The sequence below is a fragment of the Streptomyces sp. NPDC001514 genome (genome assembly GCF_053597075.1).
Window position 1 is genome coordinate 24,116 of the sequence record NZ_JBSFHO010000030.1, and the last position, 16,245, is coordinate 40,360.

Consider the following 16,245-nt stretch of genomic DNA (forward strand, 5'->3'; position numbering starts at 1 on the left):
AGCGATACGTCTGTCACCGGTCGACGCCTCCCATCACGGGGTCGATGGATGCGACGGCGACGATGACGTCGGCGACCTGGCCGCCCTCGCACATCGCCGCCATGGCCTGCAGATTGGTGAAGGACGGGTCGCGGAAGTGGACCCGGTAGGGGCGGGTGCCGCCGTCGGAGACGACATGGACGCCGAGCTCGCCCTTGGGCGATTCGACGGCCGCGTACGCCTGCCCGGCCGGGACCCGGAAGCCCTCGGTCACCAGCTTGAAGTGGTGGATCAGGGCCTCCATGGAGGTGCCCATGATCTTCTTGATGTGGTCGAGGGAGTTGCCGAGTCCGTCCGGTCCGAGGGCGAGCTGCGCGGGCCAGGCGATCTTCTTGTCCTCGACCATGACCGGTCCCGGGGCGAGCCGGTCCAGGCACTGCTCGACGATCCGCAGCGACTGGCGCATCTCCTCGAGACGGATGAGGAAGCGGCCGTAGGCGTCGCAGGTGTCGGCGGTCGGGACGTCGAAGTCGTACGTCTCGTAGCCGCAGTACGGGTCGGTCTTGCGCAGGTCGTGCGGGAGGCCGGTGGAGCGCAGGATCGGTCCTGTCGCGCCGAGCGCCATGCAGCCGGCCAGGTCGAGATAGCCGATGTCCTGCATCCGGCCCTTGAAGATCGGGTTCCCGGTGGCGAGCTTGTCGTACTCGGGAAGGTTCTTCTTCATCTTCTTCACGAACTCGCGGATCTGGTCCACGGCGCCCGGGGGCAGGTCCTGGGCGAGGCCGCCGGGGCGGATGTACGCGTGGTTCATCCGCAGGCCGGTGATGAGTTCGTAGATGTCGAGAATGAGTTCACGATCACGGAATCCGTAGATCATGATCGTGGTGGCGCCGAGCTCCATGCCGCCGGTGGCGATGCACACCAGGTGCGAGGAGAGCCGGTTGAGCTCCATCAGCAGGACGCGGATGATCGTCGCCCGGTCCGGGATCTGGTCCTCGATGCCGAGCAGTTTCTCGACCGCGAGGCAGTACGCCGTCTCGTTGAAGAACGGCGTCAGGTAGTCCATGCGCGTGACGAAGGTGGTGCCCTGCGTCCAGGTCCGGTACTCGAGGTTCTTCTCGATGCCGGTGTGCAGATAGCCGATGCCGCAGCGGGCCTCGGTGACGGTCTCGCCGTCGATCTCCAGGATGAGGCGGAGCACTCCATGGGTGGACGGGTGCTGCGGACCCATGTTGACGACAATGCGCTCGTCGTCCGCCTTGGCCGCGGTCTGGACGACCTCGTCCCAGTCGCCGCCGGTGACTGTATATACAGTCCCCTCGGTCGTCTCGCGTGCGGAAGCCGCTGGGGTTGTCATGAGTACGACCTCCGCTGGTCCGGAGCCGGGATCTGGGCGCCCTTGTACTCGACGGGGATGCCGCCGAGGGGGTAGTCCTTGCGCTGCGGGAAGCCCTGCCAGTCGTCCGGCATCATGATCCGGGTGAGGGCGGGGTGGCCGTCGAAGATCAGGCCGAAGAAGTCGTAGGTCTCGCGCTCGTGCCAGTCGTTGGTCGGATAGATCTCGACGAGCGACGGAATGTGCGGGTCCGTGTCCGGGGCGCTGACCTCCAGGCGGATCAGCCGGCCATGGGTGATCGAGCGCAGGTGGTAGACGGCGTGCAGCTCGCGGCCCTTGTCGCCGAGGTAGTGGACGCCGCTCACGCCCGTACAGAGCTCGAAGCGCAGCGCCGGGTCGTCGCGCAGGGTCCTGGCGACGCGGACGAGGTGCTCGCGGGTGATGTGGAAGGTGAGCTCGCCGCGGTCGACGACGGTCTTCTCGATCGCGCTCTCGGGAAGGAGGTCCTGCTCCTCAAGGGCGCCCTCGAGCTCGTCGGCGACCTCGTCGAACCAGCCGCCGTAGGGGCGCGTTGCCGCGCCGGGCAGGCGGACGGAGCGGACGAGCCCGTCGTAGCCGGAGGTGTCGCCGCCGTTGTTGGCCCCGAACATGCCGCGCTGGACGCGGATCTCCTCGCCGTACTCGCCGCGCTGGCCCGGCAGGTTCTGCGCGCTGAGCTCCTTCTCGGGGTTCGGCTGGTCGTCGCGTGCGTCGCTCATCGCAGCAGCCCCTTCATCTCGATCGTCGGGAGCGCCTTGAGAGCCGCTTCCTCCGCCTCGCGGGCCGCTTCTTCCGCGTTCACGCCGAGCTTGGAGGTCTGGATCTTCTGGTGGAGCTTGAGGATCGCGTCCATCAGCATCTCCGGCCGCGGAGGGCAGCCCGGCAAATAGATGTCAACGGGAACAATGTGGTCAACACCCTGCACAATCGCGTAATTGTTGAACATCCCGCCCGAGGATGCGCAAACCCCCATGGAGATCACCCACTTGGGATTGGGCATCTGGTCGTAGACCTGGCGCAGGACGGGCGCCATCTTCTGGCTCACCCGCCCGGCGACGATCATCAGATCGGCCTGCCGCGGGGAGCCGCGGAAGACCTCCATCCCGAAGCGGGCCAGGTCGTACCGCCCTGCGCCGGTCGTCATCATCTCGATGGCGCAGCAGGCCAGGCCGAAGGTGGCGGGGAAGACGGACGCCTTGCGCACCCAGCCCGCGGCCTGTTCGACGGTGGTCAGCAGAAAGCCGCTCGGAAGTTTCTCTTCGAGTCCCATTGGTGTGCTCCTCAGCCCCTCAGTCCCATTCCAGGCCGCCGCGCCGCCATACGTACGCGTAGGCGACGAAGACGGTGAGCACGAAGAGCAGCATCTCCACGAGCCCGAAGATCCCCAGGGCGTCGAAGGTGACGGCCCAGGGATAGAGGAAGACGATCTCGATATCGAAAATGATGAAGAGCATCGCCGTCAGGTAGTACTTGATGGGGAAGCGGCCGCCTCCGGCCGGATGCGGCGTCGGCTCGATGCCGCATTCGTACGCCTCGAGCTTTGCCCGGTTGTAGCGCTTCGGGCCGATAAGCGTGGCCATGACCACGGAGAAGATCGCAAAGCCTGCCCCTAGGGCGCCGAGCACGAGAATGGGCGCGTAGGCATTCACGCTCCTCGCTCCTTCCAGTCGTCCTTGACCGTTGGACCGCACCGGGCATCCGTCTCGCCGCCTCGCGAAGATCGTGCATATGTGAGGCAGTTCACAAGCCCGACTGCTCCGCATCCTATGCCTGCCGGTCTGTGATCTGCGACACGGGGTGTGACAACGTCTTTGTGATCTCCACCACCTGACGAAGGATCATGAAGTCGGATGAGCAGTGATCTTGCACGCGAAGCGCTCGAGTGGCTACAAGAAGTGACTCTCTGACGCATTACCGCTGGTCAGAGCCGTGGCGCCAATATCAGGACTGCTATCTACACGCAAATTCGCAAGGCGCCGGGCGGGGTGATAGAGGGAGCTCGTCACCCGGCCGAGGGGCCTCGGGGACGAAGGTGGACGCGTGCATCCGTTCACGAGCCCGGGCCACCCCTCCTCGCGACCCGGGGTCACCCCTCCCTGCGATTCGAGTCACCCCTCATGGCGACCCGGGTCACACACGTCGCGAGCCCGACCCCACCTCGCCACGAGCCCTGGCCATCTCCGGAGCGGGCAATTCCGGAGCGCGTCCAGCGGTGACCATTCTGTGACCTGCACCACTCTCGCGCATGCCCCGGAATTCAGGGCTTGGCCATCGGTGTGAAGGGGTGGTAAGCGACGGGCAATCCGGACCTTTTCCTGAAAGGCCATGATCACAGCCCTGATCACCGATGCCCGTTTTGCCCGTTACGGCGTCAATAAGGGTCCCAGGAAAGCGGATTATGAGATTCCGAACGTAACTGTGGCGCAACACACGTTTCTTGAAGGGAACCGGTGGTCCTTGATAGCGGTTGTACTCATGTCCCACACCGCTCACATACGAAGCCACCGGAAGCCCCGCCCCCGCAGCGCCTCGACGCTCGCGCTCCGGGCCGGAGTTGCCGGTGGCGTCCTCAGCACCATCGCGGTGGCCGGTAGCGCCGGGCCGGCGAACGCCGAGCCGGTGACCGAGACCATCGAGATGCCCGCGCTCACGCTCGACTCCCCCGCGCTCGCGACCGCCGTCGCCCTGTCCGCCGAGGCGAGCCAGCAGGCCGCCCTGGACGCGCAGCTGCAGACGCAGGAGAACGCGGCCGCGACGAAGGCGGCCAAGGCCGCGAAGAAGGCCAAGGACGAGGCCGTCCGCAAGGCCGAGGCCGAGAAGAAGGCCGAGGAGGCCGCCCGCGAGGCCCAGGAGCGCGCCTCCCGTTCCTCCGAGCGCACCACCCTCTCCTCCCGGAGCACGTCGACCCCGTCCGGCTCCGTCGGGACCGTCATCTCCTTCCTCAAGGCACAGCTCGGCGACGCGTACGTCATGGGAGCCACCGGCCCCAACGCCTGGGACTGCTCCAGCCTCGTCCAGGCCGCCTACCGTCAGGTCGGCGTGGACCTCCCCCGCGTCTCGCAGGACCAGTCGGTCGCCGGCACCCAGGTCTCCCTGGACAACATCCAGGTCGGCGACATCCTCTACTGGGGCGGCGCCGGCTCCGCGTACCACGTCGGCGTCTACATCGGCGACGGCCAGTACCTCGACGCCGCCAACCCGAGCAAGGGCGTCGTCATCCAGGACCTGTCGGGCTACCCGGCGAGCGGTGCGGTCCGGGTGCTCTGAGCACAGACCACGCACGTACGAAGGCCACCGCCTCCCCGTCCGGGGGCGGTGGCCTTCGCGTGTCCCTTCCGTGCCCGTAAGCCCGAAATCACCCTAAATCCAAGGTGTTCGGCGGACCGAGCCGCCGCACCCGGCACCTCTCTCGCCGCCGTGGTTCAGGCGCAGGGGCTCAGACGCAGGCACTCAGGCGCCGTGGCTCAGGCCTTGGGGGCCACCTTGCTCAGCCCGTTGATGATGCGGTCCATCGCGTCGCCACCCGTCGGGTCGGTGAGGTTCGCGAGCATCTTGAGCGCGAACTTCATCAGCACCGGGTGCGTCAGCCCGCGCTGCGTCGCGATCTTCATGACCTTCGGGTTGCCGATGAGCTTCACGAAGGCACGGCCGAGCGTGTAGTAGCCGCCGTAGGTGTCCTTGAGGATCTTCGGGTAGTTCCGCAGGGCGAGTTCGCGCTGCGCCGGGGTCGAGCGGGCATGGGCCTGCACGATGACGTCGGCGGCGATCTGGCCGGACTCCATGGCGTACGCGATGCCCTCACCGTTGAACGGGTTGACCAGCCCGCCCGCGTCGCCGACGAGCAGCAGGCCGCGCGTGTAGTGGGGCTGGCGGTTGAAGGCCATCGGCAGGGCGGCGCCGCGGATCGGGCCCGTCATGTTCTCCGGGACGTAACCCCAGTCCTCGGGCATCGAGGCGCACCAGGCCTTGAGGACCTCGCGCCAGTCCAGCTCCTTGAAGGAGGCGGAGGTGTTGAGCACACCGAGCCCGACGTTGGACGTGCCGTCGCCCATGCCGAAGATCCAGCCGTAGCCCGGCAGCAGCCGGTCCTCGCCGGGGCCGCGGCGGTCCCACAGCTCCAGCCACGACTCCAGGTAGTCGTCGTCGTGCCGCGGGCTGGTGAAGTACGTACGGACCGCGACGCCCATCGGGCGGTCCTCGCGGCGGTGCAGCCCCATCGCGAGGGACAGCCGGGTGGAGTTGCCGTCGGCGGCGACGACGAGCGGGGCGGAGAAGGTGACCGGGGTCTTCTCCTCGCCGAGCTTGGCGGTGACGCCGGTGATCCGGCCCGTTCGGTCGTCGATGACGGGCGCCTGCACATTGCAGCGCTCGTACAGCCGCGCACCCGCCTTCTGCGCCTGCCGGGCCAGCTGCTCGTCGAAGTCGTCGCGCTTGCGCACGAGTCCGTAGTCCGGGTAGCTGGCGAGTTCCGGCCAGTCGAGCTGGAGCCGTACGCCGCCGCCGATGATGCGCAGGCCCTTGTTGCGCAGCCAGCCCGCCTCTTCGGAGATGTCGATGCCCATGGCGACGAGCTGCTTGGTGGCGCGCGGGGTGAGGCCGTCGCCGCAGACCTTCTCGCGCGGGAACGCGGTCTTCTCCAGGAGGAGTACGTCGAGGCCGGCCTTGGCCAGGTAGTACGCGGTCGTGGAACCGGCCGGGCCCGCGCCGACGACGATCACATCTGCGGTGTGCTCGGAGAGAGGCTCGGTCACGGCGTGGACTCCCGAAGACTCGATTTCGCGTGCTTAAAAGCACTGGACCTGTGCAGTCTATGGGGGCGCACTGATCCATGAACGAAGGGCTGTCCCATGAGCGAAACGCTTCCCGCCGCGCCGGTCGTGCAGTTGCGCGTGCCCACCGACGAGGACGCCCTGGCCTGGCACCGGATCTTCGCGGACCCGGAGGTCATGGAGTTCCACGGGGGCGCGCCCGCGGAGCTGTCCGTGTACGAGGAGCTGACGGCCCGGCAGCGCAGACACGACGCGGAGCGGGGCTTCTGCCTGTGGACGATGCTGGACGCCGAGGGCGAGGTCATCGGCTTCACCGGCGCGCAGCCGTGGCCGCACGCGTGGGGCCCGGCGGGCGAGATCGAGATCGGCTGGCGGCTGGCCCGCAGTGCCTGGGGGCAGGGGTACGCGACCGCCGCCGCCCGGGCCACGCTGGAGCGGGTCAGGGCGGCGGGGGTCACGCGCGTCGTCGCGATGGTGGACGCGCGCAACGAGCGGTCGATCGCGGTGACACGACGGCTCGGCATGGAGCTGGCCGAGACGTTCACGACCCCGGTCTCGCAGCTCACGGGATACTGCTTCGGCCTCGACCTCTGAGGCACCAGCACCAGCACCAGCACCGGCACCGGCGGCCGTCCGGCCGTCCGGCCGCCGGACACCCCCTAGAACACCGACAGGCCCGTCAAAGTCGTGAAGCGGTCCAGCGCCGCCATGCCCGCCACCGAGTTGCCGTGGCGGTCGAGTCCTGGGCTCCATACGCAGAGCGTGCAGCGGCCCGGGACGACGGCGACGATCCCGCCGCCCACGCCGCTCTTGCCCGGCAGCCCGACCCGGTAGGCGAACTCGCCTGCCGCGTCGTACGTCCCGCAGGTGAGCATCACGGCGTTGACCTGCTTCGCCTCGCTACGGGTCAGCAACCGCGTCCCGTCCGCCCGCAGCCCGTGCCTGGCCAGGAAGCGGGCCGCCAGGGCCAGGTCGGCGCAGCTCATCTCGATCGAGCACTGCCAGAAGTAGTCCTCGAGGAGCGTCGGGACGGGGTTGGCGATGTTCCCGTACGAGGCCATGAAGTGGGCCAGGGCCGCGTTGCGGTCGCCGTGCTCCCCCTCCGACGCGGCGACCTCCGGGTCGAAGGCGACGTCCGGGTTTCCGCTCTCCGCCCGCAGGAACTCCAGGAGTTCGCTGCTCGCGTCGCCGGTGAGGGTCAGCAGCCGGTCGGTGACGACGAGCGCGCCCGCATTGATGAACGGATTGCGCGGAATGCCGTTCTCGTACTCCAGCTGGACGAGCGAGTTGAACGGATTGCCGGACGGCTCGCGGCCCACCCGCTCCCACAGGTCGTGGCCGCCGAGGGAGAGCGCGAGCGCGAGGGCGAAGACCTTGGTGACGGACTGGGCGGAGAAGGGGTGTTCCCAGTCGCCCGTTCCGTACACCTTGCCGTCGAGATCGGCGAGGGCCATGCCGAAGCGGTCCGGGTCGACGGAGGCAAGGGCCGGGATGTACTCGGCGGGGGTCCCGCTGCCGACCAGCGGGGCAACGTCCGCCTCGATCTGCTCCAGCAGTGCCTGGTAGTCCATGGGCGTTCGCCGGCCCGGGTCCTACTGGGGCTTGGTGCCGCGGTGCAGCGCCACGATTCCGCCGCTCAGGTTCCGCCACGCCACCTTCGACCAGCCGGCCTTCTGCAGCAGCCCGGCGAGTTCGGCCTGCTCGGGCCACGACTGGATCGACTCGGCGAGGTAGACGTACGCGTCCGGGTTGGACGACACCGCGCGGGCCACGGGCGGCAGCGCCCGCATCAGATACTCCTCGTACACGGTCCGGAACGGCGCCCAGGTCGGGTGCGAAAACTCGCAGATCACGACGCGCCCGCCCGGCTTGGTCACCCGGTACAGCTCGCGCAGCGCCTGGTCCGTGTCGTGCACATTGCGCAGGCCGAAGGAGATCGTGACGGCGTCGAAGACGTCGTCCTGGAACGGCAGCTTCGTCGCGTCGCCCGCGGTCAGCGGCAGCCATGGGTGCCGCTTCTTGCCCTCGCGGAGCATGCCGAGCGAGAAGTCGCAGGGCACGACGTACGCGCCGGTGCGGGTGAACGGCAGCGAGGACGTGCCGGTGCCGGCGGCGAGGTCGAGGATCTTCTGGGCGGGGCGCGCGTCGACCGCCTTGGCGACCGCCTTGCGCCAGCGCCGGTCCTGGCCGAGCGAGAGCACGTCATTGGTGAGGTCGTAGTTCGCCGCCACACCATCGAACATGGAGGCGACTTCGTGCGGCTGCTTGTCCAGAGAGGCTCGGGTCACGCCCCCATTGTGCCGCCCTACCCCCACCACGCATCGGGCAGGGCACGCGGGACGCGCGGGGGGACTCAGCGGCGGCGGTACACCAGGCGCCCCGCGAGCACGGTCGCGACGCAGCTCGCCGCGCCGTGCCTGCGCAGTGCCTGCGCCGGGAGTTCGTCGACCGGAACGTCGAAAACGGCGAAGTCGGCCGGGCTTCCGGCCCGCAGCTCCCCGTCGAGCACCGCGCTGAGCGGGCGCACCGCGAACGGGTCGAGCGAGGGGGTCCCGGCCTCCCGGCCTTGGCGCGGGCCGCGCACCCGCAGGCCCGAGCGCTCGACGGCGGCGCGTACCGCGGGCCGGGTGAAGGGACCCGCGACCGCCGTCGTGCCGTGACGCAGCATGCGCTGGAGCCCTCTGCGCGCGCTGTTGCCCCAGCGCGCGTCGTCCAGTTCCAGGGCGGCGAGGGCGTCGCCGGTGAGCGGTTCGGTACCGAGGGTGTCCGCCTCGCGCGGGTCCGGGTGGTAGGCGGCCTCCAGCAGGGAAGCGGCGTCCGCATTCAGCAGCCCCGGGGTCAGCAGCCCGGGCCAGCGGCGCACCCGCGCCTGCGGCCGGGCGCCGGCGATCTCGTCGTACGCGCCGACCGCGACGATCAGTCCGCCGTCCACCGCCACCGCGTCACCGGTCCCCCGGCCGGCGACGCCGAACAGCGCGTCCGCGACATGGATGGTCAGCACAACAGCCCCGCAGCCGCGCTCAGTTGGCGTTCAGCAGCTTCAGCTCCGGATGCGCCGTGCCGCCCTCGATCGCCGTCGAGGAGATGTGCGACGCCACGCGCTCGTCGACCGGGTCGTTCGCCGGGTCGTCGTGGACGACGATGTGCTCGTACGTCGTCGTCCGCTGCGCCGGGACGCGGCCCGCCTTGCGGATCAGGTCGATGATCTCCTGGCGGTTGGAGCGGTGCTTGGCGCCGGCCGAGGAGACGACGTTCTCCTCCAGCATGATCGAGCCGAGGTCGTCCGCGCCGTAGTGCAGCGACAGCTGGCCGATCTCCTTGCCCGTGGTCAGCCACGAGCCCTGGATGTGGGCGACGTTGTCGAAGAAGAGCCGGGCGATCGCGATCATCCGCAGGTACTCGAAGATCGTGGCCTGCGTACGGCCCTTGAGGTGGTTGTTCTCCGGCTGGTACGTGTACGGGATGAAGGCCCGGAAGCCACCGGTCCGGTCCTGAACGTCGCGGATCATCCGCATGTGCTCGATGCGCTCGGCGTTGGTCTCGCCCGTGCCCATCAGCATCGTGGACGTGGACTCCACACCCAGCCGGTGCGCGGTCTCCATGATCTCCAGCCAGCGCTCGCCGGACTCCTTCAGCGGCGCGATCGCCTTGCGCGGCCGCTCGGGCAGCAGCTCCGCGCCGGCGCCCGCGAAGGAGTCGAGACCGGCGGCGTGGATGCGGGAGATCGCCTCCTCGACGGAGACGCCGGAGATACGGGCCATGTGCTCGACCTCGGACGCGCCGAGGGAGTGGATGACCAGCTGCGGGAAGTCCTTCTTGATGGCGGCGAAGTGCTCTTCGTAGTACTCGACGCCGTAGTCCGGGTGGTGGCCGCCCTGGAACATGATCTGGGTGCCGCCCAGCTCGACGGTCTCGGCGCAGCGGCGCAGGATGTCGTCGAGGTCGCGGGTCCAGCCCTTGGCGGTGTCCTTGGGCGCGGCGTAGAAGGCGCAGAACTTGCAGGCCGTGACGCACACGTTGGTGTAGTTGATGTTGCGCTCGATGATGTACGTCGCGATGTGCTCCGTACCGGCGTAGCGGCGGCGGCGCACGGCATCCGCCGCGACGCCCAGCGCGTGCAGCGGCGCGGAGCGGTAGAGGTCGAGCGCCTCTTCGGCGGTGATCCGCCCGCCCTCGGCGGCACGGTCCAGGACGGACTGAAGGTCGGCCTTCTCGGTCACCGGGAGTCACCTTTCGGCGGGGTCTGGACGGTCCGAAACAGCCTACGCCAGCGCGTTCGGCCGGCTTCCGTCACACCCTCCGCCGGGGCCATGCCCCCGGGACATGACCTGGCCTCAGCACCCTTCCGCCCAGTGGTGCCTGCCCTCAGCGCTGCTGCGCCAGATCGCCGGTCGGCTTTCCGGCGCGGGCGTCGGCCGAGACGTACCGCAGGGCGCCGCCGCGCAGTTCGAGGCGCAGGCCCGTCGTGCTCTCCGTGCACATGCCCTGGCTGCGCGGCCCGCGCTTCGCGTCGACCACGAGCGTCTGCGCGTCGGCGCGGGTGGCGGTGAGCAGGTCCTCGCAGATGAAGTTGCCGAGGATGTCGGTCTGTTCGGCCTTGCCGATCTGCTCGCCGGTGCGGCCGGCCTCGATGGTGACCTTCATCGTCCCGGCGGGGAGACCGGATGCGGTGATGTCTCCCTCCCACGTCCCGACGAACGCCTTCGGCACGTCCTGCGCCGCGCCGCGCGTCCCGCCGTCCGCCGGCCGGCTCGAGGCGGACGACGTGGGCGGCTCGGCCGCCATGTCGTTCGGCTCGTTGCCGCCGCCGGGGAAGAGGTCGAACAGGACACCCGCGCCGACCGTCACCGCGGCCAGCGCGCCCGCCACGGCGAGGGCGACCGTGCAGCTCACCTTGCGGGCGCCGCCAGGGCGGTCGCGTTCCGTGCTGGTGGTCACCGAGACGGAGAAACGGCCGTCGGGCGTGCGCTGCGGCGGAACCGCGTCGGTCACCGGCGGCGGGGTCGACGGCATGGGCGGCGACGGCAGCGGAGACGGGGACAGCGACGGGGGCTCGATCGGCGGGCCGAACTCCCCCAGCGCCTGGCTGGTGAACGGCACGGGCCCCGACGCTGCCGGGTCCGGCCGGGCGGGCTCCAGGTCCAGGAGTCGTACCGCGGCCCGGCTGACCTGCTCCACGAGGGGGCCGGGCAGCCAGCCTCCCGCCACGAGCGCGCCCGCGCCGTCCGGCGCGAGCCGGCGGGCGGCGTCCTCGGGGGCCGGCCGCGCGGACGGGTCCTTGGCCAGGCAGGCGGCGACGAGCTCCCGCAGCTCCCCCGTCAGCGCGCCCAGCTCCGGCTCCTCGTGGACGACCTTGTAGAGCAGCGCGGCAGACGAGTCGCCGGGGAAGGGCGTCGCCCCGGTCGCCGCGTACGCGAGGACCGCGCCCAGCGAGAAGACGTCGGCCGCGCCCGTCACCGCGCCCCTGCCGAGGATCTGCTCGGGCGACATGTAGCCGGGTGAGCCGACGGAGACACCGGTCGTCGTGAGCGAGGCGGTGCCGTCCGTCGCGCGGGCGATACCGAAGTCGATGAGGCGGGGGCCGTCGAGCGTGAGCAGGACGTTCGACGGCTTGACGTCCCGGTGGACCAGGTCCAGTGCATGGACGGCGGCCAGCGCCTCCGCGAGCCCCGCGCCCAGCGTCCGTACCGTGTGCTCCGGCAGCGGACCGTGCTCCGTGACGGCCTGCCCCAGCGAGGGCCCGGCCACATAGCCGGTCGCCACCCACGGAACCGGTGCGTCCGGGTCCGCGTCGAGCACCGGAGCCGTCCAGGCACCGCCCACCCGCCGCGCCGCCGCCACCTCGCGCCGGAACCGCTCCCTGAACTGCTCGTCGAGGGCGAAGTGCGGATGGACGATCTTGACCGCGACGGTACGACCGCCCTCGGAGCGGGCCAGGTACACCCGGCCCATGCCGCCGGCCCCGAGCCTGCCGAGCAGCCGGTACGCACCGATGGTCTGCGGCTCGCCCGCTTCCAGCGGCTGCATGAACTCCCCCGATTCCGCGACGTCCGTCCGGGACAGCCTAGAACGCGGCGTGGGCCGGATCACGAGGATTGGGCCCGCCCCAGGACCAACCGATCGCCGCGGACGCCCATCTCTCTGGTCGTAAACCGCGCACCACACACGGAATCACCGCAAACACCGCGAAGCCGCAATATGAAGCCGCAACATACGGAGTCCGCTATGTATCGCCGCCGCCCGCGTCTGCCCAAGGTCCTCATGGCCGCCGTCGCCCTCGGCTCTGTCGCGCTCGTCGCGGGCTGCTCGAACGAGGGGGAACCGGTCTCCTTCGACGGCCCGTCCGCCACCACGGCCGCACCTTCCGGCAAGAGCGGGGCCGGGAACGGCAAGGCCGCTTCCCGGGCGGCCTCCGAGGCCGCCGCCAAGACCCTGATGCCGACCGGCCCGAAGGCCGAGTTCACCACCCAGAACACCATCGACGACGGCACCAGGATCGGCGTCACGACGCTGCACGGCGAGAAGTCCGGCTTCACGGGCAAGGTCTGGGTCTGGGCCCCGAAGCAGTACTTCGACCCCGCGTACGCGAACAGCGGATTCCCCGTGCTCATCGCGCTCCCCGGCGGCAACGGATATCCGAACAATTACTGGATGGGCACCGATCTGAAGCTGCAGAGCAGCATCAGCCGGTGGTCGCAGGAAGGAAAGAGCCTTCCGTTCATCGTCGTGATGCCCGTGCTCAACCCGGACGACAAGTATTACTACGACGGCAGTGATATACCGGGGCAGCCGAAAATGGGCACCTGGATGACCGAGGACGTCCCCGATTTCGTCAAGGCCAATTTTCGTACGTTCACCTCACGTGACGGCTGGGCCTTCATGGGATCGTCCTCCGGCGGCTTCGTGGGGCTGAAGTCCGTGCTGCAGCACCCCGACAAGTTCAAGGCGGTCATCGCCTCCGGCCCGGACACCGTGCCCGACTCCCCGCTGTGGGCGGGACACGCCGCAGAGCGGCAGGCGAACAACCCGGAGAAGCTCGCCAAGGCCCTCGGCGTGAAGCCGGACACCAAGGACAACGACGTTTATCTGGCATTCCAGATCGGTTCGAAGGAGTCCGGGATGAGGAATCTGAAGTCCTTCATCCGGAACTACACCAGGGGGCCGGTCAAGACGCGGCTGCAGGTCATCCAGGACGGCGAGCACAATGCCAAGACCTATGTGCAGGGCATGGGGGACGGGTCGATCCAGTGGATCAGCGAGCACATGCAGGCGCCCATCCCCACGCCCTGACCTGCGGGCACCGGGCGGTCCGGCCGGTCGGCCCCGGTCCGGCCGGACCGATCAGGCCGGCCGGGCCGGTCAGGCCGGCCGGGCCGGTCACAGGCGATCAGGGCCGGTCAGGGGCGCATCAGACGTCGAGCAGCTCGACCCGTACGTCCGCCGGAAAGCCGGTCGTCGGCCCGGTCCTGCGCGCGAACTCCCGTACGCCCGCGAGCTGCTCCGGCCCGAAGCGGAAGTCGAGCGTCGTGAAGTACCGCTCCAGCAGCTCCGCGTCGAAGGTCTCCCAGCGCGACGCCTGCTCGGCGACCTTCTTGACCTCCTCCAGGGACAGATCGCGCGAGGCCAGAAACGCCTCGTGGACCTTTCGTACGACACGGGGCTCACGCTCGAGGTAGTCCTTGCGCGCCGCCCACACCGCGAAGACGAACGGCAGCCCGGTCCAGTCCTTCCACATCTGCCCCAGGTCATGGACCCGCAGCCCGAGGCGCGGCGCGTCGTGCAGCGACGCCCGCAGCGCCGCGTCCCCGATCAGTACGGCCGCCTCGGCCTCCTGCATCATCACGCCCAGGTCGGGCGGGCAGGTGAAGTAGTCCGGCGTCACGCCGTACTGGTCGGCCAGCAGCAGCTGCGCGAGCCGCACCGAGGTGCGCGAGGTGGAGCCCAGGGCGACACGAGCGCCGTCCAGCTGCTCCAGCGGCAGCTGCGACACGATCACGCACGACATGACGGGCCCGTCGCAGCCGACCGCCAGATCGGGGAAGGCGACGAGGCCGTCGGCGTTGCGGAGGTATTCGACGAGGGTGATGGGGCCGATGTCGAGGTCGCCGCGCACCAGTTGCTCGGAGAGCTTCTCCGGGGTGTCCTTCGTGAGCTCGAGGTCGAGCAGCGTCCCGGTGCGGGCCAGGCCCCAGTAGAGGGGCAGGCAGTTCAGGAACTGGATGTGACCGACGCGCGGCCGGCGGCGACGGTCGTCGTCGCCGGCGGCGTACTCCGCGGGTTCCGCGGGTTCCGCGGGTTCTGCATGACTGTCCACAGCGAGAGGCTAGACCTCCGGGCGGCGGTACGAATGGCCGGGTCGGCGCGCCACAAGGCCCGGACGATCGTCAGCATGTCAAGCCGGCATCAAACATCCGGGTGACGTGATCTTTCCCTCTATCGCCACCAACTCCCTGCGTGCTACGCTCGACGCAAGTTGCAGTTTGGTTTCCCTTGCAGTACAGAGCCTGCGGAGCATGTGACCCGCAGGCTTTTGTAGTTTTCAGACTTGTTTGCAGGTTCTGGAGCAGGGCAACCCTTTGGCCCAAGGAGGGCTTATGGCTACCGGAACCGTCAAGTGGTTCAACGCTGAAAAGGGCTTCGGCTTCATCGCCCAGGACGGCGGCGGCCCGGATGTCTTCGTCCACTACTCCGCGATCAACGCGACCGGCTTCCGCTCCCTCGAGGAGAACCAGGTCGTGAACTTCGACGTCACCCAGGGCCCGAAGGGCCCGCAGGCGGAGAACGTCACCCCGGCCTAAGTTGCCCGGGTCGGCGATCGCGCACGACTTAGCAGTACCCAAGGAGCCCTGTCTCCGTACGTCTGTACGGAGACAGGGCTCCTGCCCTTTGCGGGACCACACCGGGCCGGCCAGATCGCCGCGCCGGCCACCGCACCGGCAGCCCCGCAGAGGGCAGGGGGTTTCTACAGCTCCCGAAACATGATGTTCAGCCCGACCGGGCCGTGCACGGGGTGCCGGAAGGCTCCCGGCACGGTTCCGAGAGTCCGGAAGCCCAGGGACTCCCACAACTTGATCGCCGGATTGGTCTCCACGACCGCATTGAAGATCATCCCGGTGTAGCCGTCCTGCCGCGCCTGCTCCAGCACGTGCTCGGCCAGCCGCCGCCCGGTCCCCCGCCCCGCCTGCTCCGGATCGACCATGAACCCGGCGTTGGCGATGTGCGCGGCCGGGCCTCCGTAGTTGGGCCGTACGTACGCCGACGCGACGACCGTGCCGTCCGCGTCCTCCACCACGAACACGCGGTTGGCGGCCCCCAGGGCCGGCGGCATCCACAGCGCGCGGGCTGCCGGCTCGGGCGTGTCGGGATCCCAGGCGTACGTCTCCCCGGCGGACACGATCCGGTGCCAGAACGGCCAGATACGGTCCCAGTCGTCGACCCTCGCATCTCTGATCAGCACTCTTCGAGTCTCTCAGAAGCCCCTTCTCGTACGCTGGAACACGTGACCGAGCGCAAGCCGCCAGGCGTCAGTTTCGAGTCATGGGTCGACAAGCAGATCCGTGAGGCGACGGAGCGCGGCGACTTCAGGAATCTGCCCGGCTTCGGAAAGCCACTGCCGGGCAACGGCGACGCGTACGACGACCTGTGGTGGATCAAGAGAAAGATGCACCGCGAGGGCCTGTCGTACCTCCCGCCCACCCTCGCCCTCCGCAAAGAGGCCGAGGACGCCCTGGAGGCGGCCGCCCGGGCCCCGTCGGAGGCCGCGGTGCGCCGCATCATCGAGCGCATCAACGAAAAGATCGCCGCCGCCGTCCGCCGCCCACCGCCCGGCCCGCTGCTCGGTCTGACGCCGTACGACGCCGACGCGGTCGTCCGGGACTGGCGGCAGAAGCGCGGCGGCTGACGCGAAGCAGGGGCACGCCCCCTGACCCCGTCGGGTCTCCGCCCGTTGCCGGCCCGTCCGGCGTTCGAGGACGGACACGCGCGCCGACCGGACGAGGACGGCGCCCGCGACGAACTCCCCCACCGCGCCGGTCTCCTGGAGCCCGTAACGCTCGACGGGGCGGATCCGGCCGGCGGCACGGCGCCGCGTCCGGGGAAATCCGTTACACCGAGGCCGAGTTC

17 protein-coding genes are annotated in these 16,245 nt (G+C 69.6%); 5 read left to right on the plus strand and 12 right to left on the minus strand.

Features of this window, described 5'->3' with window-relative positions; translation table 11 throughout:
* Positions 1 to 13: 13 nt before the first annotated feature.
* From ACWCXB_RS26880 to ACWCXB_RS26895, 4 genes are read right to left on the minus strand one after another with little or no spacing between them, the layout of a single operon-like run.
* A complete protein-coding gene (locus ACWCXB_RS26880) occupies positions 14 to 1,336 on the minus strand; it encodes an NADH-quinone oxidoreductase subunit D (RefSeq protein ID WP_450726261.1) in 1,323 nt (440 codons plus the stop codon).
* Complete coding sequence (locus ACWCXB_RS26885; RefSeq protein ID WP_450726263.1) at positions 1,333 to 2,073, minus strand: NADH-quinone oxidoreductase subunit C; 741 nt, start codon at positions 2,071 to 2,073, stop codon at positions 1,333 to 1,335. Before ACWCXB_RS26885 ends, ACWCXB_RS26880 begins: the two co-directional genes overlap by 4 nt.
* The gene (locus tag ACWCXB_RS26890) at positions 2,070 to 2,624 is read right to left on the minus strand and encodes a NuoB/complex I 20 kDa subunit family protein (protein WP_003998928.1); all 555 of its coding nucleotides are present in this window, start codon (positions 2,622 to 2,624) and stop codon (positions 2,070 to 2,072) included. Before ACWCXB_RS26890 ends, ACWCXB_RS26885 begins: the two co-directional genes overlap by 4 nt.
* Positions 2,625 to 2,643: 19 nt before the next feature.
* The gene (locus tag ACWCXB_RS26895) at positions 2,644 to 3,003 is read right to left on the minus strand and encodes an NADH-quinone oxidoreductase subunit A (RefSeq protein ID WP_351226729.1); all 360 of its coding nucleotides are present in this window, start codon (positions 3,001 to 3,003) and stop codon (positions 2,644 to 2,646) included.
* An 826-nt stretch (positions 3,004 to 3,829) separates the two neighbouring features.
* Here ACWCXB_RS26895 and ACWCXB_RS26900 point away from each other — a divergent pair.
* Positions 3,830 to 4,621 carry a C40 family peptidase gene (locus ACWCXB_RS26900; RefSeq protein ID WP_450726265.1) on the plus strand — a complete coding sequence of 264 codons (792 nt, stop codon included), beginning with the start codon at positions 3,830 to 3,832 and terminating at the stop codon, positions 4,619 to 4,621.
* 197 nt (positions 4,622 to 4,818) lie between these two features.
* On the opposite strand, the gene ACWCXB_RS26905 is transcribed toward ACWCXB_RS26900, so the two are convergent.
* Complete coding sequence (locus tag ACWCXB_RS26905; protein WP_450726267.1) at positions 4,819 to 6,105, minus strand: geranylgeranyl reductase family protein; 1,287 nt, start codon at positions 6,103 to 6,105, stop codon at positions 4,819 to 4,821.
* A gap of 96 nt (positions 6,106 to 6,201) precedes the next feature.
* Here ACWCXB_RS26905 and ACWCXB_RS26910 point away from each other — a divergent pair, with 96 nt between their 5' ends.
* Positions 6,202 to 6,717, plus strand: coding sequence for a GNAT family N-acetyltransferase (locus tag ACWCXB_RS26910; protein WP_450726269.1), 516 nt, complete (start codon positions 6,202 to 6,204; stop codon positions 6,715 to 6,717).
* A gap of 65 nt (positions 6,718 to 6,782) precedes the next feature.
* Here ACWCXB_RS26910 and ACWCXB_RS26915 read toward each other — a convergent pair whose 3' ends face one another.
* The 5 genes from ACWCXB_RS26915 to ACWCXB_RS26935 all read right to left on the minus strand — a co-directional run bounded on the left by ACWCXB_RS26915 (position 6,783) and on the right by ACWCXB_RS26935 (position 12,150).
* A complete protein-coding gene (locus ACWCXB_RS26915; protein ID WP_450726271.1) occupies positions 6,783 to 7,694 on the minus strand; it encodes a glutaminase in 912 nt (303 codons plus the stop codon).
* A gap of 21 nt (positions 7,695 to 7,715) precedes the next feature.
* Positions 7,716 to 8,411 (minus strand): demethylmenaquinone methyltransferase, encoded by a 696-nt coding sequence (locus ACWCXB_RS26920; protein ID WP_450726272.1) that lies wholly within the window; start codon positions 8,409 to 8,411, stop codon positions 7,716 to 7,718.
* 65 nt (positions 8,412 to 8,476) lie between these two features.
* Positions 8,477 to 9,124: a hypothetical protein gene (locus ACWCXB_RS26925; protein ID WP_450726274.1), complete on the minus strand. Its 648-nt coding sequence runs from the start codon at positions 9,122 to 9,124 to the stop codon at positions 8,477 to 8,479.
* 19 nt (positions 9,125 to 9,143) lie between these two features.
* Positions 9,144 to 10,343, minus strand: coding sequence for a cyclic dehypoxanthinyl futalosine synthase (mqnC, locus tag ACWCXB_RS26930; RefSeq protein WP_450726276.1), 1,200 nt, complete (start codon positions 10,341 to 10,343; stop codon positions 9,144 to 9,146).
* Positions 10,344 to 10,488: 145 nt separating this feature from the next.
* Positions 10,489 to 12,150 (minus strand): serine/threonine-protein kinase, encoded by a 1,662-nt coding sequence (locus ACWCXB_RS26935; protein WP_450726277.1) that lies wholly within the window; start codon positions 12,148 to 12,150, stop codon positions 10,489 to 10,491.
* Positions 12,151 to 12,348: 198 nt separating this feature from the next.
* Between ACWCXB_RS26935 and ACWCXB_RS26940 the strand changes: the two genes are divergently transcribed.
* Positions 12,349 to 13,413 carry an alpha/beta hydrolase gene (locus ACWCXB_RS26940; protein WP_450726279.1) on the plus strand — a complete coding sequence of 355 codons (1,065 nt, stop codon included), beginning with the start codon at positions 12,349 to 12,351 and terminating at the stop codon, positions 13,411 to 13,413.
* 118 nt (positions 13,414 to 13,531) lie between these two features.
* On the opposite strand, the gene ACWCXB_RS26945 is transcribed toward ACWCXB_RS26940, so the two are convergent.
* Positions 13,532 to 14,437, minus strand: coding sequence for a menaquinone biosynthetic enzyme MqnA/MqnD family protein (locus tag ACWCXB_RS26945; RefSeq protein ID WP_450726280.1), 906 nt, complete (start codon positions 14,435 to 14,437; stop codon positions 13,532 to 13,534).
* A gap of 280 nt (positions 14,438 to 14,717) precedes the next feature.
* On the opposite strand from ACWCXB_RS26945, the gene ACWCXB_RS26950 reads away from it, so the two are divergent.
* Entirely contained in the window at positions 14,718 to 14,921 is a 204-nt protein-coding gene (locus ACWCXB_RS26950; RefSeq protein WP_017948713.1) for a cold-shock protein, read from the plus strand.
* A gap of 164 nt (positions 14,922 to 15,085) precedes the next feature.
* On the opposite strand, the gene ACWCXB_RS26955 is transcribed toward ACWCXB_RS26950, so the two are convergent.
* Positions 15,086 to 15,580, minus strand: coding sequence for an N-acetyltransferase family protein (locus ACWCXB_RS26955; protein WP_450726282.1), 495 nt, complete (start codon positions 15,578 to 15,580; stop codon positions 15,086 to 15,088).
* Between the two features lie 42 nt (positions 15,581 to 15,622).
* Here ACWCXB_RS26955 and ACWCXB_RS26960 point away from each other — a divergent pair, with 42 nt between their 5' ends.
* Entirely contained in the window at positions 15,623 to 16,024 is a 402-nt protein-coding gene (locus ACWCXB_RS26960; RefSeq protein ID WP_450726284.1) for a DnaJ family domain-containing protein, read from the plus strand.
* Positions 16,025 to 16,245 lie beyond the last annotated feature (221 nt).

What these genes read in the sequence shown, in the direction of transcription:
- ACWCXB_RS26880 (WP_450726261.1), bottom strand. Translation starts at nt 1,336, where the DNA reads ATGACAACCCCAGCGGCTTCCGCACGCGAGACGACCGAGGGGACTGTA.
- ACWCXB_RS26885 (WP_450726263.1), bottom strand. Translation starts at nt 2,073, where the DNA reads ATGAGCGACGCACGCGACGACCAGCCGAACCCCGAGAAGGAGCTCAGC.
- ACWCXB_RS26890 (WP_003998928.1), bottom strand. Translation starts at nt 2,624, where the DNA reads ATGGGACTCGAAGAGAAACTTCCGAGCGGCTTTCTGCTGACCACCGTC.
- ACWCXB_RS26900 (WP_450726265.1), top strand. Translation starts at nt 3,830, where the DNA reads ATGTCCCACACCGCTCACATACGAAGCCACCGGAAGCCCCGCCCCCGC.
- ACWCXB_RS26910 (WP_450726269.1), top strand. Translation starts at nt 6,202, where the DNA reads ATGAGCGAAACGCTTCCCGCCGCGCCGGTCGTGCAGTTGCGCGTGCCC.
- ACWCXB_RS26915 (WP_450726271.1), bottom strand. Translation starts at nt 7,694, where the DNA reads ATGGACTACCAGGCACTGCTGGAGCAGATCGAGGCGGACGTTGCCCCG.
- ACWCXB_RS26935 (WP_450726277.1), bottom strand. Translation starts at nt 12,150, where the DNA reads ATGCAGCCGCTGGAAGCGGGCGAGCCGCAGACCATCGGTGCGTACCGG.
- ACWCXB_RS26940 (WP_450726279.1), top strand. Translation starts at nt 12,349, where the DNA reads ATGTATCGCCGCCGCCCGCGTCTGCCCAAGGTCCTCATGGCCGCCGTC.
- ACWCXB_RS26950 (WP_017948713.1), top strand. Translation starts at nt 14,718, where the DNA reads ATGGCTACCGGAACCGTCAAGTGGTTCAACGCTGAAAAGGGCTTCGGC.